The sequence below is a fragment of the Streptomyces sp. NBC_01481 genome (genome assembly GCF_026339995.1).
Lineage (GTDB): Bacteria > Actinomycetota > Actinomycetes > Streptomycetales > Streptomycetaceae > Streptomyces.
Genome location: NZ_JAPEPT010000002.1, coordinates 279,374 through 299,005, shown reverse-complemented (window position 1 = coordinate 299,005; position 19,632 = coordinate 279,374). Strand labels below are relative to the sequence as shown.

The following is a 19,632-nucleotide window of genomic DNA, read 5'->3' as shown; positions in this document are numbered from 1 at the left end:
ACGAGGAACGAGGCACAGATGACCGACCCGGTGACGCTGGACGGCGAGGGCACGATCGGCGAGTTCGACGAGAAGCGGGCCGAGAACGCCGTGCGAGAACTCCTCATCTCGGTCGGGGAGGACCCGGACCGGGAGGGCCTGCGGGAGACGCCGGGGCGGGTGGCGCGGGCGTACCGGGAGATATTCGCGGGCCTGTGGCAGAAGCCGGAAGAGGTCCTGACGACGACGTTCGACCTCGGGCACGACGAGATGGTTCTGGTGAAGGACATCGAAGTCTTTTCCACCTGTGAACATCACCTGGTCCCGTTCAGGGGTGTGGCGCATGTCGGCTACATCCCGTCGACCGACGGCAAGATCACCGGACTGTCGAAGCTGGCCCGTCTCGTCGACGTCTTCGCCCGGCGCCCACAGGTGCAGGAGCGGCTCACCACCCAGATCGCCGACTCGTTGATGGAGATACTGGAGCCGCGCGGAGTGATCGTCGTCATCGAGTGCGAGCACATGTGCATGTCGATGCGCGGCATCCGCAAGCCGGGTGCCAAGACGATCACTTCCGCCGTGCGGGGCCAGCTGCGCGACCTCGCGACGCGCAATGAGGCGATGAGCCTGATCATGGCTCGCTAGGCCCTGTCCGGTCGTGTCCGGGGCGTCGGCGAGCCCGCTTGCGCTCGGCTGAGGTCTACGACGCGCTGAGCCGGCTGCTCAGCCACTCCAGGGCGGGCGGGATCTCGCGCCGCCAGGTGTTGAAGTTGTGCCCGCCGCTGTCGAGCATGATCGACGAGACGCGCGCCGGTGCCTTCACCTTGTCGATGAACTGCAGGGTGTGCTTGAGGTTGCCCTCGCCCGCCTTCGAACTGGTCACCAGGAACGACGACTTGCCCTGCGGCAGATGGTCCAGGCTCCACAGCAGATTGGCGCGGCTCTTGGCCTTCTTGTCGCCGTGGAAGAGATCGCCGGTCGTCGGATCGTCGGCCGCCTTGTAGTACGCCGAGAGGCCCGCGGACGCTCCGAACTGCTCCGGGTGGTGCAGCGCGATCTTCAGGGCGCAGTAGCCGCCGGTCGAGTTCCCGATGAAACCCCAGTTCCGGGGCTTGGTGCCCACGCGGTACGTCTGAGAGATCGCCTTCGGCAGATCCTTGGCGAAGAAGGTCTCGGTCTGCGGCCCGCCCGGTACGTCCACGCACTCGGTGTCCCGCGGCGGCGCGACGGTCGGCCGCAGCATCACCAGGATCATCGGCTGCATCCGGCCTTCCTTGGCCTGCATGAAGGCCGTCCGCGGGTACTTCAGCCCCTTGAGCAGGTTCTCGGCCGTCCCGGGATAGCCGGTCAGCACAAGGGCTGCCGGGAAGGTGCTCTTCTGGTATTTCGGCTGAAAGTACTCCGGGGGCAGATAGACGTACGCAGGGCTGTCGATACGGGATTTCTCGCCCGCCACGACGATCTTCTGTATCTGACCACCCGTCGCGGGCCGCGAGCTGCCCGGAACATCCAGCTTCTTCTTCTCGACGACCTTGATCCGCTTGCCGCCGGCCGAGTGGTCGACGACCACGCCCATGTCCTGTTCCTGACCGAAGAGGTCGGACCAGGTGCCGTAGAAGAGGAACGAGTTGTTCGCGGCGAGTCCGACCGCGGCGAACAGTGCCAGCTGGGTCGCGAGCAGCAGGCCGATCCTGCCGGTCACGGCTCGCCAGCTGCGCCGCGCGAGCCGCGGCCAGAGCCAGATCGTGACGCCGAACAGCACCACGGCCACGAGGATGGCCAAGGCCAGAACTTTGTTACTGGTCAGACCCATGAGTCGCGTGAGCTTTCTTCCTTGAGAATTTCCTGTGAGTGAGTGAACCCGCCTCCCGAAAGTCCCGTCCTAGAGAACACAAATCGTCCGGAGCCCGCTGAACTACGGCGCACGGACACAGGATCTCTCGCGGAGTCACGGGAAGCGATGTCTGCAACGGTAGATGGGGACAAATCAGGATCGGTTCCGGATCGGGTACGTCGCGTTCTGCGCGGCCCCCGACCGGAAGTGGTTCCTTCGCTGGTCGGCACGGCCTGCACACTCGTCGGCCTGATCGACATTGCCGCCGGGGTCTTCCCCCGGTTCCGGCACAGCCGTATGCACTCGCTCGCCGAGGTGCTGCCGGGGGCCACCGGGCCCTTCGCCGCGGCACTTTCGCTGAGCGTCGGCGTGCTGCTCCTGCTGCTCGCCCACGGGCTCAAGCGGCACAAGCGCCGTGCCTGGCGGGCCGCGGTGATCCTGTTGCCCGTCGGTGCGGTGGGGCAGTTCGTCTACCGCCACTCGGTGATCGGCGCGCTGGTCTCGCTGCTGCTGCTGACGCTGCTGCTGCGCCACCGCAGTGAGTTCGCCGCGCTGCCCGATCCGCGCAGCCGCTGGAAGGCGCTCGCCAACTTCATCCTCATGGGCGCCGGTTCCCTGGGCCTCGGCCTGGTCATCGTCAGCGCACATCCGCACAACGAGGTCGGCAGCCCCAGCCTGACGGACCGCCTGGAACATGTCCTGTACGGGCTGTTCGGCTTCGAGGGTCCCGTCGACTATGCCGACGGGGTGTCCTGGACGGTCGGTTACTCCCTCGGTGCGCTCGGCCTGCTGACCGCCGTCACCACGATCTATCTCGCCTTCCGCCCCGAGCACCCGGCGGCGCGCCTCACCGAGGACGACGAGCGCCGGCTGCGCGATCTGCTGACCCGGCACGGCGGGCGGGACTCGCTCGGGCACTTCGCGCTGCGCCGCGACAAAGCGGTCGTCTTCTCGCCGAGCGGCAAGGCCGCGGTCACCTACCGCGTGGTCTCCGGCGTGATGCTCGCCAGCGGCGACCCGATCGGCGACGTCGAGGCGTGGCCGGGCGCGATCGAACGATTCATGGACGAGGCGAAGGCGCACTCCTGGACCCCGGCGGTGATGGGCTGCTCGGAGACCGGTGGTGAGGTCTGGACCCGGGAAACCGGACTGGACGCGCTGGAGCTCGGCGACGAGGCGGTGGTGGACGTCGCGGATTTCTCGCTCACCGGGCGCGCGATGCGCAACGTACGCCAGATGGTGAAGCGCATCGAACGCAATGGGTACACCACGCGCGTACGGCGCGCCCGTGATCTGTCCGACGAGGAGCTGGAGGCCATCCGACTGGCCGCGGCGGACTGGCGGGGCACCGACACGGAGCGGGGCTTCTCCATGGCCCTGGGCCGGATAGGCGACCCGGCCGACGGCGACGCGGTGATCGCGACGGCGCACAAGGACGACCCCGATTCTCCCTACGGCGACCTGAAGGCGATCATCCACTTCGTCCCGTGGGGGCCGGACGGCATGTCCCTGGAACTCATGCGCCGCGACCGCTCGGCCGACCCGGGCATGAACGAACTCCTGATCGTGGCCGCCCTGCAGGCCTCGCCCGAGCTGAAGATCGAGCGGGTCTCGCTGAACTTCGCGATGTTCCGCTCGGCGCTGGCACGAGGCGAGAAGATCGGCGCGGGCCCGGTGCTGCGGATGTGGCGCGGACTTCTGGTGTTCCTCTCCCGCTGGTTCCAGATCGAGTCGCTGTACAAGTTCAACGCGAAGTTCCAGCCGCGCTGGGAGCCGCGCTTTGTGGTCTTCCGCAACACCCGCGACCTGCCGCGGATAGGTTTCGCGGCGATGCAGGCGGAGGGCTTCGTCAATGTCGCACTCCCGCGCCTCTTCCCGCGCCGCCGCCCGCCGCGCCAGCCCCGCCCGTGCGCGCACATGACGGTCCACCAGCCGGAACGCGAGGTTCAGGCGGCGTAATGCCGTGAAGGCCGGCCCTGCCGCCCCGCCCGCCGCCCGGGACGGCGGGGTTCGTGTGGGGGCGCCTGAGCCCAGCCCTGTGACCGGGGGCCGGGCCCAGGCGCCCGCTTTCGCCGCGTAGCCGCCGCTTCGCGCGGGGCCCGGCTTCGGGTGCGCGCGGGTGCCCGGCAGCCCCGTATTCATAGGGCGCGCGGGTGGGGGAAAAACGTCGTGCGCCACCGGCGTGACGTTCGGCCCGCCCCACGGGCCTAGGCTGGGCGTATGAGTACGTTGCGCGGACGGGGCACGGCCAGCGGCCTGCCGGAGTGGGATCGCTGTGCGGTCATGGGGGTCGTCAATGTGACGCCCGACTCCTTCTCCGACGGCGGTCGCTGGTTCGACACCACCGCCGCGGTCAAGCGCGGCCTGGACCTCGTCGCCGAGGGCGCCGACCTCGTCGACGTCGGTGGCGAGTCCACCAGGCCCGGTGCCAGTCGCGTCGACGAGGACGAGGAGCTGCGCCGCGTCATTCCCGTCGTACGCGGCCTTGCCGCCGAGGGTGTCACGGTCTCCGTCGACACCATGCGCGCCTCCGTCGCCGAACGGGCCGTCGCCGCCGGCGCCGTACTCGTCAACGACGTCAGCGGCGGCCTCGCCGACCCCCGCATGGTCCCCGCCGTCGCCGCCTCCGGCGTCCCCTTCGTGGTCATGCACTGGCGCGGCTTCAGCCAGGACATGAACGCCCGCGCCGTCTACACCGACGTCGTCGCCGAAGTCGTCACCGAACTGCGCGCCCGCATGGACGCCGTCGTCGAGGGCGGCATCGCGCCCGAGCGCATCGTCATCGACCCCGGCCTCGGCTTCGCCAAGCAGGCAGAGCACGACCTCGCCCTCGTCGCCCACCTCGACGAGCTCCGCGCGCTCGGCCGCCCCCTCCTCGTCGCCGCCTCCCGCAAGCGTTTCCTCGGCCACGTACTGACGAAGGAGGGCGCCCCGCCACCGGCCCGCGAGCGGGACGCCGCGACCGCCGCCGTGTCCGCCATCGCGGCCCACGAGGGCGCGTGGGCCGTACGCGTGCACGAGGTGCGCGCCACGGCGGACGCCGTCCGCGTCGCCCGCGCCGTCGAGGGTGCCCGGTGAGCCGTACTGACGTGGAGCTGGTGGAAGAGGCCAACACCACGTTCTACGAGACGATGGAGCGCGGTGACTTCGAGGAGCTCTCCAGCCTCTGGCTGGACGAGGGCATCTCGTGCATCCACCCCGGCTGGCCGGTCCTCACCGGCCGCGGCGAGGTGCTCCGTTCGTACGCCCTGATCATGGCGAACACCGAGTACATCCAGTTCTTCCTCACGGACGTGAAGGTCAGCCTCGCCGGCGACACCGCCCTGGTGACCTGTACGGAGAACATCCTCAGCGGCGGTCCCGCCGAGGAGAGCGGCGAACTCGGCCCCCTCGTCGGCCAGCTCGTCGTCGCCACCAATGTGTTTCGCCGCACATCGGACGGTTGGAAGATCTGGTCACATCACGGATCACCCGTTCTGGCGGAAAGCGACGACGAAGAGGACGACGAAACCCCCTCATAAGTGGGTAGGCGGGCCTTCGGGGATTGGAAATCCGGCCCTCCGGGTAGGGGCGGCTACCAGCCTCGCGGGGTGCCCGTCCACAGCCCCCGTTGGCGGGCACTGTCGGTGCCCGCAGGTAGATTCGATTGTGGATACCGTGCCGCCCGCACGCGGCAGTGTGCCCGCAAGACCAACAACAGCAGGAGTGATTCGCGTGGATCGTGTCGCGCTGCGCGGCCTCAAGGCCCGCGGGCACCATGGCGTCTTCCCCCGGGAGCGCCAGGAGGGCCAGACCTTCATCGTGGACCTGGTGCTCGGCATCGACACCCGCCCCGCGGCGGCCAGCGACGACCTGGCCAAGACCGTGCACTACGGCATCGTCGCGGAGGAGGTCGTCGCGGTCGTCAAGGGCGAGCCCGTCGACCTGATCGAGACGCTGGCGGAGCGGATCGCGCAGCAGTGCCTAAAGCACGACGGCGTCGAAGAGGTCGAGGTGGTCGTGCACAAGCCGGACGCGCCGATCACGGTGCCCTTCGACGACGTGACCATCACGATCACCCGGAGCCGAGTATGAATGCGACCCAGAGCGACCCGACCGTGCAGCCGGTGCCCGCCTCCGTGGTGGAACAGGTCGACGCGGCGGATGTCACCCTGTCCAACCCGAAACGGGCGGTGATCTCACTCGGCTCCAACCTGGGCAACCGCCTGGAGACCCTGCAGGGCGCGATCGACGCGCTCGAGGACACCCCGGGCCTGCGGGTCAAGGCCGTCTCTCCCGTGTACGAGACGGAGCCGTGGGGCGTCGAGCCCGGCAGCCAGCCCTCGTACTTCAACGCGGTGGTCGTGATCAAGACCACGCTTCCCCCCTCCTCCCTGCTGGAGCGCGGCCAGGCCATCGAGGAGGCCTTCGACCGGGTCCGGGAGGAGCGCTGGGGTCCGCGCACCATCGACGTCGACATCGTGGCGTACGCCGATGTGGTCTCCGACGACCCGGCGCTCACGCTGCCCCACCCGCGCGCCCACGAGCGGGCGTTCGTGCTGGCGCCGTGGCACGACGTGGAGCCGGAGGCACAGCTGCCCGGCCGCGGAGCGGTCGCCCAGCTGCTGGCCGGCGTCGCACAGGACGGTGTGGCTGCCCGGGCCGACCTGGAACTCCGTCTCCCCGAGTAGTCGTTAGGCTCTTCGGATACGCAGGACAGGTGAAGGGCGGCGCTCTCGGTGAAGCAACTACGGCTCGGTGTACTGGCCGGTCTCTTCGCCGCGGCGGGCGTGCTGTCGTGGGGCGGCGCCCGCCTGTGGGAGGCCTTCGGCACCCTGCCTAAGGTGCCGCTGGCCGCGCCGATCGTGCTGGCGGTGATCGCGGTCGTCCTCACGGCGACGGCACTCTCCCTCCGTGCCCGCCTCCGGGCCCAGCGGGAACGCCGCCCCGGGGCGAAGGGCGTGGAGCCGCTGATGGCGGCCCGAGCGGTGGTCTTCGGCCAGGCGAGCGCGCTGGTGGCGGCGCTGGTCTCGGGGATGTACGCCGGTACCGGCGTCTACCTGCTCGGCTCCCTGGACATTCCGGCCCGCCGGGACCAGGCGATCTACGCGGGCTTCTCGGTGGTGGCGGGCATCGGCGTGATCGCGGCGGCGTTCTTCCTGGAGCGGGTCTGCAAACTCCCCGAGGACGAGGACAACGGGACCGGCGCGGCCCCGACGGCTCTCTGAGGCAGCCTCGCTCCCTGGGCCGGCTTCGCTCTCTGAGGCCACTTCGCACCTTGGGGGAGCTTCGCTCCCTGGGCCAGCCTCGCTCCCCGCGGACCTTCCTCAGAGCTTCGTCACGGCCGAGACCGTCTCGATCGTCTCCAGCGTGACTTCCGTACGTGGGATGTCCTGTGCGTCCGCGTCGATCGAGCGGCGCAGCGCCTCGTGCAGCCGGGCCGGGGTGAGCACCCCGAGGAAACGTCCGGTCTCCTCCTTGTCGATGACCGCGATCCAGCCCGCGTCGTGCTGGAGCATCGTGGCGAAGGCCTGCTTGAGCGATGCGCCGACGGGCAGCCAGGCCTCCATCCGGCGGGCGTGTTCGCGTACGGAGCCCTTCTGCTGCGCCTGCTCGGCGGAGATCCAGCCGTGCAGGTCGCCCGATCCGTCCAGTACGACGGCCCAGCGGGAGCCGATCTCGCGCGGCAGCGGGTCATCGAGCCGCACGACGGGCGGCTGGTCCAGATCGCTCTCCTCGATGGGGGTGACCGACAGCCGCTTGAGACCGCGGTCCGCGCCGACGAAGTCCGCGACGTAGTCGGTGGCCGGGGTGCCGAGGACCGCGGCCGGTGCGTCGAACTGCTCGATGCGCCCCTGTCCGTAGACGGCGATACGGTCGCCGAGGCGTACGGCTTCCTCGATGTCGTGGGTGACGAAGAGCACGGTCTTGCGAACCTGGGACTGGAGCCTGAGGAACTCGTTCTGCAGATGCTCGCGCACCACCGGGTCGACCGCGCCGAACGGCTCGTCCATCAGCAGCACGGGCGGGTCGGCGGCCAGTGCCCGGGCCACGCCCACGCGCTGGCGCTGCCCGCCGGAGAGCTGCTCGGGGTAGCGGTCGCCGTACACCGACGAGTCCAGGCCCACCAGATCAAGGAGTTCGGCGGCGCGCTCGCGGCCCTTGCCGCGCTTCCAGCCGAGGAGATGCGGGACTGTCGCGACATTCTCCAGGACCGTTTTGTGGGGGAACAGACCGACCTGCTGGATCACATAGCCGATTCGGCGGCGCAGTTGGACCGGGTCGATGGCGGATATGTCGTCCCCGTCGAGGTATATCCGGCCGCTGCTCGGCTCGATCAGGCGATTGACCATCTTCATGGTGGTGGTCTTGCCGCAGCCGGACGGCCCGACGAGCGTGACCAGTTCGCCCTCGGCGACCTCGAACGACAGGTCGTCGACCGCTGTCGTTCCGTCCGGGTACCGCTTGGTGACGTGCTCGAATCGGATCATGGTTCCCCATTGTGACGGGTGTTGTGTGAAGGCCATGTTGCTGCAATGTGGCGGCCCTCGGCGATTGTCAGTGCTCAGGGATATGGTCGCCAGACATACGTTCGGCACTGCTGGGGAGGTGGGGGTGCATGGGTTCGCAGGTGGCTGCGCAGAGCTGTCTGGCAGCCAATGACTGGATCTGCGGGGAGTATCTGCGCACCCGCAGCCAGGAGTTGACCGACGCGACGATCCAGCATGTCTGGATCACCGTGGTGTCCGTCCTGATCGGGTTTGCCGTGGCCTTTCCGCTGGCTCTGCTCGCGCGCGCCAAACCGCGGTTCGCGGGCCCGGTCCTGGGGCTGACGACTCTGCTCTACACCATTCCGTCGCTGGCGATGTTCTCGCTGCTGCTGCCCGTCTTCGGGCTGTCGGCCGCGCTGGTGGTCACCGGCCTGGTGCTGTACTCGCTCACCATTCTCGTACGGAACATCATGGCGGGGCTCGACGCGGTGCCCGGCGAGGCGCGGGAAGCCGCGCGCGGGATGGGGTACGGCCCGGGGCGGCTGCTCTGGGAGGTCGAACTGCCTCTCGCGCTGCCCGCGTTGATGGCGGGCCTGCGCATAGCGACCGTCTCGACGATCGCGCTGACGACGGTCGGGGCGCTGGTCGGCAAGGGCGGTCTGGGCAATCTCATCGACGACGGAGTGCAGACCACCTTCAAGGCGCAGGTGCTGACCGCGTCCGTGCTCTGTGTGCTGCTCGCGGCCGTCGCTGATCTGCTGCTGCTCGGCCTGCAGCGGCTGCTCACCCCCTGGACCCGAATACGCACGGCGAAACCGGCAGCGGCGCCGGCGCCGAAGGTGAAGGTGGCGGTCTGATGGGAGTCCTCGCCGACGCGTGGACGTGGCTCACCACCGGTTCCAACTGGTCGGGGGAGAGCGGTGCCTGGCACCGGCTGGGCGAGCATGTGTACGTCAGCGGGGTGTCCCTGGCGCTGGCCTGCGCGATCGCCCTGCCGATCGCGCTGTGGCTGGGGCATCTGGGCAAGGGCGGCGCGCTCGCGGTCAACATCTCCAACGCGGGCCGGGCGATCCCGGTCTTCGCGGTCCTCGCCCTCTTCATGCTCACGCCGCTGCGCAGCGCCGGCTATCTGCCGACGATCATCGCCCTGGTGCTGTTCGCCGTGCCGCCGCTGCTGACCAACGCCTATGTGGGGATGCGAGAGGTGGACCGGGCGGTGGTCGAGGCCGCGCGGGGGATGGGCATGTCGGGCGGCCAGCTCTTCTTCCGGGTCGAACTGCCCCTCGCCTACCCCCTGCTCATGACCGGGCTCAGGTCGGCCGCCGTCCAGGTGGTGGCCACGGCCACGATCGCCTCGATGGTGGGCCAGGGCGGCCTGGGCCGGATCATCACCGCGGGATTCAACACGTACAACACCCCGCAGGTGGTGGCGGGCGCGCTCCTCGCGGCGCTGCTCGCGCTGTTTGTCGAGGGGGTTCTGGTCGCGGCCGACCGGCTGCTGAACCCCCTCCGTAAGAACGTGTGACAACACTTGGACGGAGAACCTGATGATCAAGACCTCGCGCATCGCGGGTGCTGTACTCGGTGTGGTGGCCCTGACGGGTTCTCTCGCCGCATGCGGCGGCGACAGCCTGGAGAAGGAGAAGGGCGGCTCGGCTTCGGGCGGCGGCTCGGACAACAAGGGCACGCTCGTCATCGGCGCCGCGTCCTTCACCGAGTCCAAGGTGCTCGCCGAGCTCTACGCACAGCTCCTGGGCGACGCCGGATACAAGACCTCGGTCACCACGGTGAAGAACCGTGAGCTGTACGAGCCGTCCCTGGAGAAGGGCGAGATAGACGTCGTACCGGAATACGCGGCGACGATCGCCGAATTCCTCAACGCGAAGGTGAACGGCCCGAAGGCGCCCGACGAGAAGCCGGTCGCGTCCGGCGATGTCGCGGCCACCGTCGCGGCTCTCACCAAGCTTGCCGAGCCGCGCGGACTGAAGGTGCTGCCGGCCGGTGCGGCCGTCGACCAGAACGCCTTCGCGGTGAGCAAGGAATTCGCCGAGAAGAACAAGCTCACGACGCTTTCCGACCTCGGGAAGTCGAAGCTCAAGGTGAAGATCGCGGCGGGCGACGAGTGCGAGGTGCGGCCCTTCTGCGCGCCGGGACTGAAGAAGACGTACGGCATTGATGTCGCGGGCATCGACCCCAAGGGCGTGGGCACTCCCCAGTCCAAGCAGGCGGTCAAGGACGGCGCCGACCAGCTGGTGCTGACCACAACCACGGACGCGGTGCTGGACGGACTGGTCTTCCTCGAGGACGACAAGAAGCTCCAGAACGCCGACAACGTCCTGCCGGTGGTCAATGCCAAGGACGCGGGTTCCCAGGAGATAGCCGACGTACTCGACAAGCTCACCAAGGTGCTGACCACCGAGGATCTTGCCGAGCTGAACCGCAAGGTGGACGCGGAGCGCGCGAAGCCCGAGGACGCGGCGAAGGCATATCTCGAGTCCAAGGGCCTGCTCAAGAAGTAGCGAGAGGCCGCCTTGGAAGTGGCGGCGGTGCGGCCCGGCGTTCTTGAGCGAGAGATTTGCCGGGCCGACACCCCATTCGGCGTCTACGCAGGGTAAATTTCGGGCCATGCCACGTGGACGCCACCGTCATTCCCCACCCCTTCACAGGCTGCTGCCGCCCTCGGCGGTCGCCGGAGCGTCGGTTCTGTGTGCCGCCGGCGCGTGGTTTCTCACCGAGCCAGTCATGCTCCGTTCGCTGGTCACCGCGGCGACGGCCGCGGCAGTGACCGGTGCGGTCCTCATGCGCAGTTGGGACCGTTCCGCGGGTCGCCGCGTCGCGGAGCTCACCCGCGCCCGCGCGAGCGACGCGTGGAAGACCGAGGAGCGCATAGCCGAACTCGAAACCGACATCGACGAATCGCGCGAGCTGCGCGCCAAGCTCGATGCGAAGCTGCGCGCCAAGCGCGTCGAGCTGGCGGCGCTCCGCGGTGAGCACGCGGCCCTGCTGCGGCGTTACGCGACGGCCGAGACCGACCGGGCCGGTGTCCTGGAGGACCGCCGGCAGCTCGCGCTGGAAGCCGCGTCCCCGGTCAAGGCGCTGCCCCCGGCGGGGACCACGCCCACCCCGGCGACCTATCTGCGGGCCAACAAGGCGCTGGACGAGCTGTCCCGCAACGCCGCGGCCCAGGAGGCGAAGAGAACCGTCGAGGAGGCCCGCGCCCGGGATCTGGCCGAGCGGTCCCGTGAGGCGGACGAGCCGCAGGGGAAGCACGCGGCGGTCGCCGGGGGAGAGCAGCACACCCGCCCGACGTCCGCCGTTCCCGCCCGTCGTCCCGTCCCCGCGGCCACCGCGATCGTTCCGTACGGCCCGCAGCGTCGCCCCGTCAAGCGCCCCGAGGGCGGCTTCGACTTCTTCGGCACGGCCGCCGAGGGCGCGGGCGCGCAGACGGCGATCGAGGCCGCGCAGAACGAGGATCTCGCCGATGTCGTGGGCGAGGAGGCCCTGGCCGCGGAGCATCCGGCGGACTCCCGTGCCGTCGGCAAGGTCATCGACCTGACCGCGCACGACGAAACGGAGACGCTCGACGTGGTCGAGCTGCGCGACGCGGTCAGCTGACCGGCCACTCGCCTACTTGTCGATGTCGCCGACGACGAAGAACAGCGATCCCAGGATCGCGACCATGTCGGCGACCAGCGTGCCCGGCAGCAGCACGGTCAGCGCCTGGATGTTGTTGTACGAGGCCGAGCGCAGCTTGAGCCGGTAGGGCGTCTTCTCGCCCTTGGAGACCAGGTAGTAGCCGTTGATCCCGAGGGGGTTCTCGGTCCAGGCGTAGGTGTGGCCCTCGGGAGCCTTCAGCACCTTCGGCAGCCGCTGGTTGATCGGGCCGGGCGGCAGTTCCGCGATCCGGTCCAGGCAGGCGTCCGCCAGCTCCAGCGCGTTGTGCGTCTGATCGAGCAGCACCTCGAAGCGGGCCAGGCAGTCGCCGTCCGCGCGCGTGACGACCTTGAGGGTGTCCTGCAGCTCCCCGTACGCGAGGTACGGCTCGTCGCGCCGCAGATCGAAGTCGACGCCGGACCCGCGGGCGATCGGGCCGCTCACTCCGAAGGCGTGCACCGCCTCGGCCGGGAGTACGCCCACGCCGCGCGTACGGCCGCGGAAGATCTCGTTGCCGAGGACGAGGCGGTCGTACACGTCCATCCGCGAATTGAGCTCCGCGATCGCGTGCCGTGCCCGGCCCAGCCAGCCCGCCGGCAGGTCCTCCTTGAGGCCGCCGACCCGGTTGAACATGTAGTGCATCCGGCCGCCGGAGACCTCCTCCATGACGTGCTGGAGCTCTTCCCGCTCGCGGAAGGCGTGGAAGATCGGGGTGATTCCGCCCAGTTCGAGAGGATACGACCCGAGGAACATCAGGTGGTTCAGCACCCGGTTGAGCTCGGCGAGGAGCGTACGGGTCCAGACCGCGCGCTCCGGGACCTCCATGCCGAGCATGCGCTCGACGGCCATGACGACGCCGAGCTCGTTGGAGAAGGCGGAGAGCCAGTCGTGGCGGTTGGCCAGCATGACGATCTGGCGGTAGTCGCGCGCCTCGAAGAGCTTCTCGGCGCCGCGGTGCATATAGCCGATGACCGGCTCGGCGTGCTGGATGCGCTCGCCGTCGAGGACGAGGCGCAGGCGGAGGACGCCGTGGGTGGAGGGGTGCTGGGGGCCGATGTTGAGCACCATGTCAGTGCTCTCCGCCGCGCCGCCGATGCCGACCGTCGTCTCCGTCATGCGGCCAGTATCCCTTGTGGGGCGAGCACCCGGGGCTCCGCCCCGGACCCCGGTCATCGGATGCGCTGCACCAGCCAGCCGAAGTCGCCGAGGCCGCCGCGGGCCGTCAGTTCCGCCGCCTCGCTCGCCGAGGCCAGCGCGCGGACGTAAGCCGCCGGGTTCGACGATGCCTGGGACAGCGGTGGGCGTGCGCCGGTCAGGCCCAGGTCGCGCAGCGCGTCCCGCTGGGTGCGCAGTTCCGCGCCCGGCAGTGCGCAGGCGTCCAGGGCCACGTGCGCCGTGATGTCGCAGTTGCCGTCAGGGACCGGGCGCACCTCGCGGCCCGCGCGGAAGCCCGTCAGCGTGCCGAACGGCGGCCGGGACCCGGCCGAGTGCGCGTAGTCGACCGCGACGGCGAGGCCCGCGCGCAGCGTGCCCACCGCCGACGCCCACGCCTCGTCGCGCGGGCGCCCGATCTCCGCCCGCGTTCCGGGCTCGGTCAGCGGCCACCAGCGCGCCAGCCACCTCGCGTCAGCGCCGTCGACGGGGGAGCCGAGGCGCTCGGTGCCGTCCGGGCGTACGAGGACGTAGCGCGCCACCCCGTCGGGGTCGGCCTCGGCGACGTCCACCGGGACGTTGTCCAGCCATTCGTTCGCGAACAGGAGTCCGCTCACGCCGGCGGGCGGCTCGGCGCACCACTCGATGCGCGGGTCGAGGTCCGCGGGCCGGGGAGCCTGTTCGACCGCGTACGCCCGGAGCGGGAAGCTCGAGGGGAGTGCGGCCAGTACGCCGGTGAGGAGCTCACCGCGGCCCGCGCCGACGTCGACGAGTGCCATGTCGTCGAGTTCGAGTGAGGTCAGCAGACGGGCCACTGCCGAGGCGAAGAGGGGCGAGGTGTGCACGGACGTACGGAAGTGCCCGGCAGGTCCCTCGGGCCGCAGATAGAAGCCGCCGGGACCGTACAGCGCGGCCTGAGCGGCTTCCCGCCAGCCCCGCCATTGACACGTCTCATCAGTCACGTCATCCATCACGCGCACAAGTCTCCACCTTGGGGAGTACGCCCCGGCCGCCCGGATCGCTCCTCCGGTTGACCCCTGCACCTATCTGCTTTCCCTACTCTGGGTTACGTGCAGCGCCTCTATGACTTCATCCGCAGACACCCGACGGGCGTCGACACCTTCTGGGCTGTCGTGCTCTTCGGTTTCTCCATGCTGTGGGTGATCGACGTGCCGGTCGGGGTCGAGACCCAGTGGTCGGCGGGATTCATCGTTCTCTTGCTGAGCGTGGTGGTGGCCCTTCGCCGCCGGATGCCGGAGAAGATGCTGATTCTCGCCGCGCTACTGGGTGCCGCCCAGCTCGCGCTCGACGTCGACGTCAACCCGGGCGACTTCGCGATGCTCGTGATCATCTACACCGTCGCCGCCCATGACGGGGCGCGCTGGACGTCCCGTCTCGCGCTCGCCGGAGGAATGTCCGCGGCCACCCTGGCGCAGCTGCGCTGGCCGGAGGAGGAAGGCGGCGTCGGCGGCAGGATCTTCGTCACGATCGTCATGACGGTGCCCTTCGCCCTCGCCTGGGTGCTCGGCGACTCGATACGCACCCGGCGGGCGTACTTCGCCCAGCTCGAAGAGCGTGCCACCCGGCTGGAGAAGGAGCGCGAGGCGCAGGCGAAGGTCGCCGTCGCGGCGGAACGGGCGCGGATCGCCCGCGAGCTGCACGACGTCGTCGCGCACAACGTCTCGGTGATGGTCGTGCAGGCCGACGGCGCCGCGTACGTGCTCGATGCCGCGCCCGACCAGGCCAAGCAGGCGCTGGAGACCATCTCCAGCACCGGCCGCCAGGCGCTCGCGGAGATGCGCAGGCTGCTCGGCGTCCTGCGCACCGGCGACGCCCCCGAGAGCGGGGAGTACGTCCCGCAGCCCGATGTGCAGCAGATCGAGGACCTGGTCGAGCAGGTGCGCCGCGCGGGCCTGACCGTCGACTTCAAGATCGAGGGCACACCGCGGCCACTGCCGAGCGGCGTCGAGCTCACGGCGTACCGCATCGTCCAGGAGGCGCTGACCAATACCCGCAAGCACGGCGGCCCCGAAGCCGGAGCCAGTGTGCGGCTGGTCTACTTCGACGACGGCCTCGGCCTGCTGGTGGAGGACGACGGCCGCGGTTCGGCGCACGAGCTGTACGAGGACGGCGGAGCCGACGGAAAGGGCCACGGCATGATCGGCATGCGCGAGCGCGTCGGTATGGTCGGCGGCACGCTCGACGCGGGGCCGCGGCCCGGCGGAGGCTTCCGTATCAGCGCACTGCTTCCCCTCAAGCCCGCCCACTAGGCCCGCCCACAAGAGACCGAGGAACCGACTGACATGTCCATCCGCGTGATGCTCGTCGACGATCAGGTGCTGCTGCGCACCGGATTCCGCATGGTGCTCGCCGCCCAGCCGGACATGGAGGTCGTCGCGGAGGCCGGCGACGGCGCGGAGGCGATCGAGAACCTCCGCTCCACGGCCGTGGACGTGGTGCTGATGGACGTACGCATGCCGAGGCTGGACGGGGTCGAGGCGACGCGCCGGATCTGCGCCGAGCCGACGGCGCCCAAGGTGCTGATCCTGACCACCTTCGACCTGGACGAGTACGCCTTCTCCGGGCTGAAGGCGGGCGCCAGCGGCTTCATGCTCAAGGACGTGCCGCCCGCCGAACTGCTCAGCGCGATCCGCTCGGTGCACAGCGGCGACGCTGTGGTCGCGCCGTCCACGACCCGCCGGCTGCTCGACCGCTTCTCGCCGATGCTGCCGAGCAGCGTGAACGAGCCGCAGCACAAGGAGCTGGAGCGGCTCACCGAGCGCGAGCGTGAGGTGATGATGCTGGTCGCGCAGGGACTGTCCAACGGCGAGATCGCCGCGCGTCTGGTGCTCTCCGAAGCCACGGTCAAGACCCATGTGGGCCGCATTCTCACCAAGCTGGGCCTGAGGGACCGGGTCCAGGTGGTGGTGCTGGCGTACGAGACCGGCCTGGTGCGGGCGGGCGGCGGACAGGCGTTCTGACGGGATGCTGCTCTGGATCAACGGCCCGTTCGACGGCGGCAAGACCCGGACCAACGCGAGACCGTGCTGCGGCGGCTGACCGAGCGGGGGCTTGGCCGTGGACTCAGGCGCGAGAGCTTCGCCGTGCGGCGGCTGGACCTGTGTCTGGAGCGTCTGCGCGGGCCGCAGTTCGCCGAGCACGTCCACACCGACCGGGTGAGCGTGCCTCAGGTGGCGGACCGGATCGCGGAGTCGGCGGGGCTGACGCTGGAACCCAACACGGACGGGGCGTTGCGGCACCGGCTGCGCCGCATCCGGATCGGCCTGCGGCACATCCGCTCCGATTGAGGTCCCGTCCGGCCGATCTTGCCGCGCTCGCGCCTGATCGGCCGGACAGGGCGCCCCAGAGCATGATCCAAACGGCAGGCCCTAGTCGATGACGACCGGGCCGTCCTTCGTGTCCGTGCCCTTGTCGGGCGCCGACAGGCGTCCCGGAAGCCCGAGCCTGCCGTCGGCCTTCTCCGGCTTCTCCGCGCGCTGATCGGAACCGCTCAGGTTCTGCCTGACCGAGTCCAGGATCGTCAGCCCCTGGCCGACCAGGCCCGCCGCGATCTCGCCGAGGCCGTCGGCGCCGTTGAGCACATTGACGTTGGCCCCCGCGAGGCCGCCCGCCGCCTCCTTCACGATCTGCGGCAGCTGGTCGATCAGCATCCGGTCCAGCGCCACCCGGTCGTACGAGGCGGCGGCCTCGGCCTGGATCTTCATCCGCTCCGCCTCGGCCACGGCCAGCACCCTGATCCGCTCGGCCTCGGCCTCGGCCGGCTTGACGATCTCGGCCATCAGCTCCTGCTGGCGGAGCTGGGCCGCCCGCTGGGCCAGCTCGGTCTGCGCGGCGAGCACCTCCTGCTGTGCGTGCGCCTTCGCCAGCGGCCCGGCCTGCGCCGCCTTGGCCTGTGCGCGCTCCACCTCCGCGGAGTACTCCGCCTTCACCACCGCGGTCTGCCGCGCGTACTCGGCCTGGTTCCGCGCGGCCACCTGCTGCGCCTCGACCGACGCCTGGGTGGCCTGGGCCTGGGCGATCTGGGCCTGCCGCTGGATGGCCGCCTTGTGCGGGGCCGACATGGCGTCGATGTAGCCGGTGTCGCCGTCGTCGATCGACTGGATCTGCAGCGAGTCCACGATCAGACCGATCTTGGCCATCTCGGTCTTCGAGGTGTCCAGGACCTCGGCCGCGAGCTTCTGCCGTTCGGTGACGATCTCCTCGACCGTCATCGAGCCGATGATCGCGCGCAGGTGGCCGGCGAAGATCCGCCCGGTCAGCACCGACATCTGGTCCTGGTCGGAGAGGAATCGCTGGCCCGCGTTGATGATGCTCTCGTGGTCATTGCCGACCTTGAAAGCGATCACGGCGCGGACGTGAAGTGCGATGCCCTGCCGGGTGACACACGTCTCGGTGACCTCGGACTCGCACATCGACAGGGTGAGGAAGCGCGTCTTGCGGAAGATCGGGAGCACGAACTTGCCGTGGCCTGTCACCACACGGAACGGCGCACCCCCAAGACCCCGCCTGCCTCCCGAGATCAGCATCGCCTCGTCGGGGGCCGGAACCCGGTAACCGAACATCCTTCGTCTCCTTAACCAGCGCCGACGGCGCCGCCGCCCAGCGCATCCAACGGATCGGCCCACTCGATGACGTCCACCTGGCGATGGCCGCGGGATCCGATCACCAGCACGGTCGCGCCCCTCGGCAGGGGTTCTTCGGACCAGGCGAGGAAGGTCTCGGATCCGCCTCTGACCCGTACCAGGATCTCGCCGGGACCGGCCGCTCCACGTGTGCCGATGAGCAGCTCTCCGGGGCAGCCGATCACGGCCTCGTCCTGTGCCACTGGCGGCCGCCTCCCATCGTTCTGTCCCCGATTTCAGACCTTAGACCCGCTGGTATCGGCGGCGTGTCCTCGGGGCCCAGTTTGATCCACAAGGCGGACGGGCGGTGGATCTCCCGGTCACTTCCGAACTAGCGGAGCACCGTCTCCAGGAAGTCGCTGCCGAGGCGGGCGACGGCGGTGACGTCCAGCTGGTGCAGTACGTAACGGCCGCGCCGCCGGGTGGAGATGAGCCCGGCCTTCTTCAGCACGGCCAGATGCCGTGAGACCTCCGGCGCGGTGATCGCGTACGTGTCCGCCAGCTCGCTCGTCGTGTACGGGGCGCGGGCGAGGTTGCGGCACAGGCGCATGCGCATGGGGTGCGCCAGCGCCTCCATCCGGAGCTTCAGCAGCTTTACGGGAGCCGGTCCCGGCAGCGCGGGCGAGCCGACCGGGTAGTGGATCACGGGCCGCCAGCCGGGCGCGTGCAGCACCGCCCGTGGGGAGCTACCCCACCCGCCGTACGAACTCCTCCACCGCGTCCCGCACGTTCTCACCCGTCCACTTCAGCCCCTCCGACCCCACCGTCACCTCAGTGACCGCGATCCCCGGCGGGCACCCCTCCGTGAACCAGTGGCGGAACAGCGTCACGCCCGTCTCCTCTGCCTGGGTCAGCGACGCCACGTTCAGCGCCTCCGCGTGGCCTGCCAGCCAGACCTGGAACTGGTGGGTGTGCGGCTCGCCGGGGTGGACCCGGAACCACGGCACGCCCGCCGCCGCCAGACCCTCCCGCAGCGCCGCCGCGACGAGCTTCGCGTGGGCCACGTACGACGGCAGCCGGGGCAGCTCGCGCTCCAGGCCGAGCAGTGCCGACAGTACGGCGGGGTACTGCTGGAAGAGCATGCCGCCGTACCGGTGGCGCCAGGCGCGGGCCTCGTCCATCAGGTCCGCCGGGCCCGCCAGTGCCGCGCCCGAGAGCGCGTCGAGCGACTTGTAGAAGGACACGTACACGCTGTCGGCGAGCGAGGCGATCTCCTCCAGCGGGCGGCCGAAGTGCGAGACGCACTCCCACAGGCGCGCGCCGTCGAAGTGGACCACCGCGTCGCGGGAGCGCGCCGCCTCGACCACGGCCACCAGCTCGTCCCACGCCGGCAGCACGAACCCCGCCTCCCGCAGCGGCAGTTCGAGCATCAGCGCCCCGAAGGGCTCCTCGAAGTCCCGTACGTCATCCTCTGTGGGCAGCCGCGGTTCACTCGTCGGGTGGACAGTGCGCAGCCCGCTCAGCGCACCGAACGCGCCCCGCTCGTGCACTTCCGGGTGCGCCCTGGGATGCAGCGCGACCGTCGTGTTCCCGGTACGTCCCGCCCAGCACCGCAGTGCCACCTGCTGCGCCATCGTTCCGGTCGGGAAGTACACCGCGGCCGGGAAGCCGAGCAGTTCGGCCACCCGCTGCTCCAGTTCGGCGACGACCCCGTTGCCGTAGACGTCGGTCCATTCGTCCAGGTCGTAGACGGATCGAGCGTCCGCCGCCAGAGCCGAGAGCCGCTCCCCGACGCGGCGGTCGGCCGAGCCCCGCGACAGCACCCGGTCACAGGCCCGCCATGCCGCAAGTCTGCGCCGGCGCTGGTCCTGCTCGCTCTGCTCAGTCATCCACAGATCATCGCCCACGCCCGTGTCGTACGAACGACCCACAGCCTGTGGACAACCGCAAGGGGTGGACA

20 protein-coding genes and 2 pseudogenes are annotated in these 19,632 nt (G+C 70.0%); 14 read left to right on the top strand and 8 right to left on the bottom strand.

The features are described from left to right. Positions 1-18: 18 nt before the first annotated feature. Entirely contained in the window at positions 19-624 is a 606-nt protein-coding gene (gene folE / locus OOK40_RS11830) for a GTP cyclohydrolase I FolE (protein ID WP_266479725.1), read from the top strand. Positions 625-679: 55 nt separating this feature from the next. On the opposite strand, the gene OOK40_RS11825 is transcribed toward folE, so the two are convergent. Continuing rightward, complete coding sequence (locus tag OOK40_RS11825) at positions 680-1,792, bottom strand: esterase family protein (protein WP_266479723.1); 1,113 nt, start codon at positions 1,790-1,792, stop codon at positions 680-682. Positions 1,793-1,939: 147 nt separating this feature from the next. Here OOK40_RS11825 and OOK40_RS11820 point away from each other — a divergent pair, with 147 nt between their 5' ends. The 6 genes from OOK40_RS11820 (at position 1,940) to OOK40_RS11795 (ending at position 7,020) form a co-directional block, all read left to right on the top strand. Next, positions 1,940-3,772 (top strand): phosphatidylglycerol lysyltransferase domain-containing protein, encoded by a 1,833-nt coding sequence (locus OOK40_RS11820; RefSeq protein ID WP_266479721.1) that lies wholly within the window; start codon positions 1,940-1,942, stop codon positions 3,770-3,772. Between the two features lie 261 nt (positions 3,773-4,033). After that, positions 4,034-4,891, top strand: a complete 858-nt coding sequence (gene folP / locus OOK40_RS11815; RefSeq protein ID WP_266479719.1) for a dihydropteroate synthase — start codon at positions 4,034-4,036, stop codon at positions 4,889-4,891. Beyond that, complete coding sequence (locus tag OOK40_RS11810; RefSeq protein ID WP_266479717.1) at positions 4,888-5,334, top strand: nuclear transport factor 2 family protein; 447 nt, start codon at positions 4,888-4,890, stop codon at positions 5,332-5,334. The genes folP and OOK40_RS11810 overlap by 4 nt, the downstream gene beginning before the upstream one ends. Before the next feature lie 193 nt (positions 5,335-5,527). Next, positions 5,528-5,887, top strand: a complete 360-nt coding sequence (gene folB, locus OOK40_RS11805) for a dihydroneopterin aldolase (protein WP_266479715.1) — start codon at positions 5,528-5,530, stop codon at positions 5,885-5,887. Further along, positions 5,884-6,483, top strand: a complete 600-nt coding sequence (gene folK / locus OOK40_RS11800) for a 2-amino-4-hydroxy-6-hydroxymethyldihydropteridine diphosphokinase (protein ID WP_266479713.1) — start codon at positions 5,884-5,886, stop codon at positions 6,481-6,483. The genes folB and folK overlap by 4 nt, the downstream gene beginning before the upstream one ends. Before the next feature lie 48 nt (positions 6,484-6,531). After that, positions 6,532-7,020, top strand: a complete 489-nt coding sequence (locus OOK40_RS11795) for a DUF3180 domain-containing protein (protein ID WP_266479711.1) — start codon at positions 6,532-6,534, stop codon at positions 7,018-7,020. Positions 7,021-7,119: 99 nt separating this feature from the next. On the opposite strand, the gene OOK40_RS11790 is transcribed toward OOK40_RS11795, so the two are convergent. Next, positions 7,120-8,283, bottom strand: coding sequence for an ABC transporter ATP-binding protein (locus OOK40_RS11790; RefSeq protein WP_266479709.1), 1,164 nt, complete (start codon positions 8,281-8,283; stop codon positions 7,120-7,122). A 128-nt stretch (positions 8,284-8,411) separates the two neighbouring features. On the opposite strand from OOK40_RS11790, the gene OOK40_RS11785 reads away from it, so the two are divergent. The 4 genes from OOK40_RS11785 to OOK40_RS11770 all read left to right on the top strand — a co-directional run bounded on the left by OOK40_RS11785 (position 8,412) and on the right by OOK40_RS11770 (position 11,898). Next, on the top strand, positions 8,412-9,140 hold the full coding sequence (locus OOK40_RS11785) for an ABC transporter permease (protein ID WP_266479706.1): 729 nt from the start codon (positions 8,412-8,414) through the stop codon (positions 9,138-9,140). After that, positions 9,140-9,808: an ABC transporter permease gene (locus tag OOK40_RS11780; protein ID WP_266479704.1), complete on the top strand. Its 669-nt coding sequence runs from the start codon at positions 9,140-9,142 to the stop codon at positions 9,806-9,808. Before OOK40_RS11785 ends, OOK40_RS11780 begins: the two co-directional genes overlap by 1 nt. 22 nt (positions 9,809-9,830) lie before the next feature. Continuing rightward, positions 9,831-10,802: an ABC transporter substrate-binding protein gene (locus OOK40_RS11775; RefSeq protein WP_266479701.1), complete on the top strand. Its 972-nt coding sequence runs from the start codon at positions 9,831-9,833 to the stop codon at positions 10,800-10,802. A 106-nt stretch (positions 10,803-10,908) separates the two neighbouring features. Then, positions 10,909-11,898 (top strand): hypothetical protein, encoded by a 990-nt coding sequence (locus tag OOK40_RS11770; RefSeq protein WP_266479699.1) that lies wholly within the window; start codon positions 10,909-10,911, stop codon positions 11,896-11,898. 12 nt (positions 11,899-11,910) lie between these two features. Here OOK40_RS11770 and OOK40_RS11765 read toward each other — a convergent pair whose 3' ends face one another. Further along, positions 11,911-13,053 carry an NADH-quinone oxidoreductase subunit D gene (locus tag OOK40_RS11765; RefSeq protein ID WP_266479696.1) on the bottom strand — a complete coding sequence of 381 codons (1,143 nt, stop codon included), beginning with the start codon at positions 13,051-13,053 and terminating at the stop codon, positions 11,911-11,913. A 53-nt stretch (positions 13,054-13,106) separates the two neighbouring features. Then, positions 13,107-14,060, bottom strand: a complete 954-nt coding sequence (locus OOK40_RS11760; protein WP_266481604.1) for an SAM-dependent methyltransferase — start codon at positions 14,058-14,060, stop codon at positions 13,107-13,109. Positions 14,061-14,159: 99 nt separating this feature from the next. On the opposite strand from OOK40_RS11760, the gene OOK40_RS11755 reads away from it, so the two are divergent. The 3 genes and pseudogenes from OOK40_RS11755 to OOK40_RS11745 form a co-directional block, all read left to right on the top strand. Then, positions 14,160-15,359, top strand: coding sequence for a sensor histidine kinase (locus OOK40_RS11755; protein ID WP_266479694.1), 1,200 nt, complete (start codon positions 14,160-14,162; stop codon positions 15,357-15,359). Between the two features lie 33 nt (positions 15,360-15,392). Next, on the top strand, positions 15,393-16,070 hold the full coding sequence (locus tag OOK40_RS11750; protein WP_266479688.1) for a response regulator transcription factor: 678 nt from the start codon (positions 15,393-15,395) through the stop codon (positions 16,068-16,070). Positions 16,071-16,121: 51 nt separating this feature from the next. Then, positions 16,122-16,397 (top strand): annotated as a pseudogene (locus OOK40_RS11745) (ATP-binding protein); the annotation flags it as partial. An 81-nt stretch (positions 16,398-16,478) separates the two neighbouring features. Here the strand turns inward: OOK40_RS11745 and OOK40_RS11740 are convergent. The 4 genes and pseudogenes from OOK40_RS11740 to OOK40_RS11725 all read right to left on the bottom strand — a co-directional run bounded on the left by OOK40_RS11740 (position 16,479) and on the right by OOK40_RS11725 (position 19,561). Next, positions 16,479-17,672, bottom strand: a complete 1,194-nt coding sequence (locus tag OOK40_RS11740) for a flotillin family protein (RefSeq protein ID WP_266479680.1) — start codon at positions 17,670-17,672, stop codon at positions 16,479-16,481. 11 nt (positions 17,673-17,683) lie between these two features. Continuing rightward, a complete protein-coding gene (locus OOK40_RS11735) occupies positions 17,684-17,935 on the bottom strand; it encodes a hypothetical protein (RefSeq protein ID WP_266479677.1) in 252 nt (83 codons plus the stop codon). 128 nt (positions 17,936-18,063) lie between these two features. After that, positions 18,064-18,405 (bottom strand): annotated as a pseudogene (locus tag OOK40_RS11730) (metalloregulator ArsR/SmtB family transcription factor); the annotation flags it as partial. Between the two features lie 13 nt (positions 18,406-18,418). Then, a complete protein-coding gene (locus OOK40_RS11725) occupies positions 18,419-19,561 on the bottom strand; it encodes a low specificity L-threonine aldolase (RefSeq protein ID WP_266479675.1) in 1,143 nt (380 codons plus the stop codon). Positions 19,562-19,632: the final 71 nt, after the last annotated feature.

Excerpts from the sequence above, each read along its gene's own strand:
- folE (WP_266479725.1), top strand. The coding sequence starts at position 19 with ATGACCGACCCGGTGACGCTGGACGGCGAGGGCACGATCGGCGAGTTC.
- OOK40_RS11825 (WP_266479723.1), bottom strand. The coding sequence starts at position 1,792 with ATGGGTCTGACCAGTAACAAAGTTCTGGCCTTGGCCATCCTCGTGGCC.
- OOK40_RS11820 (WP_266479721.1), top strand. The coding sequence starts at position 1,940 with ATGTCTGCAACGGTAGATGGGGACAAATCAGGATCGGTTCCGGATCGG.
- folP (WP_266479719.1), top strand. The coding sequence starts at position 4,034 with ATGAGTACGTTGCGCGGACGGGGCACGGCCAGCGGCCTGCCGGAGTGG.
- folK (WP_266479713.1), top strand. The coding sequence starts at position 5,884 with ATGAATGCGACCCAGAGCGACCCGACCGTGCAGCCGGTGCCCGCCTCC.
- OOK40_RS11790 (WP_266479709.1), bottom strand. The coding sequence starts at position 8,283 with ATGATCCGATTCGAGCACGTCACCAAGCGGTACCCGGACGGAACGACA.
- OOK40_RS11785 (WP_266479706.1), top strand. The coding sequence starts at position 8,412 with ATGGGTTCGCAGGTGGCTGCGCAGAGCTGTCTGGCAGCCAATGACTGG.
- OOK40_RS11780 (WP_266479704.1), top strand. The coding sequence starts at position 9,140 with ATGGGAGTCCTCGCCGACGCGTGGACGTGGCTCACCACCGGTTCCAAC.
- OOK40_RS11775 (WP_266479701.1), top strand. The coding sequence starts at position 9,831 with ATGATCAAGACCTCGCGCATCGCGGGTGCTGTACTCGGTGTGGTGGCC.
- OOK40_RS11770 (WP_266479699.1), top strand. The coding sequence starts at position 10,909 with ATGCCACGTGGACGCCACCGTCATTCCCCACCCCTTCACAGGCTGCTG.
- OOK40_RS11765 (WP_266479696.1), bottom strand. The coding sequence starts at position 13,053 with ATGACGGAGACGACGGTCGGCATCGGCGGCGCGGCGGAGAGCACTGAC.
- OOK40_RS11760 (WP_266481604.1), bottom strand. The coding sequence starts at position 14,060 with ATGGATGACGTGACTGATGAGACGTGTCAATGGCGGGGCTGGCGGGAA.
- OOK40_RS11750 (WP_266479688.1), top strand. The coding sequence starts at position 15,393 with ATGTCCATCCGCGTGATGCTCGTCGACGATCAGGTGCTGCTGCGCACC.
- OOK40_RS11740 (WP_266479680.1), bottom strand. The coding sequence starts at position 17,672 with ATGTTCGGTTACCGGGTTCCGGCCCCCGACGAGGCGATGCTGATCTCG.
- OOK40_RS11725 (WP_266479675.1), bottom strand. The coding sequence starts at position 19,561 with ATGACTGAGCAGAGCGAGCAGGACCAGCGCCGGCGCAGACTTGCGGCA.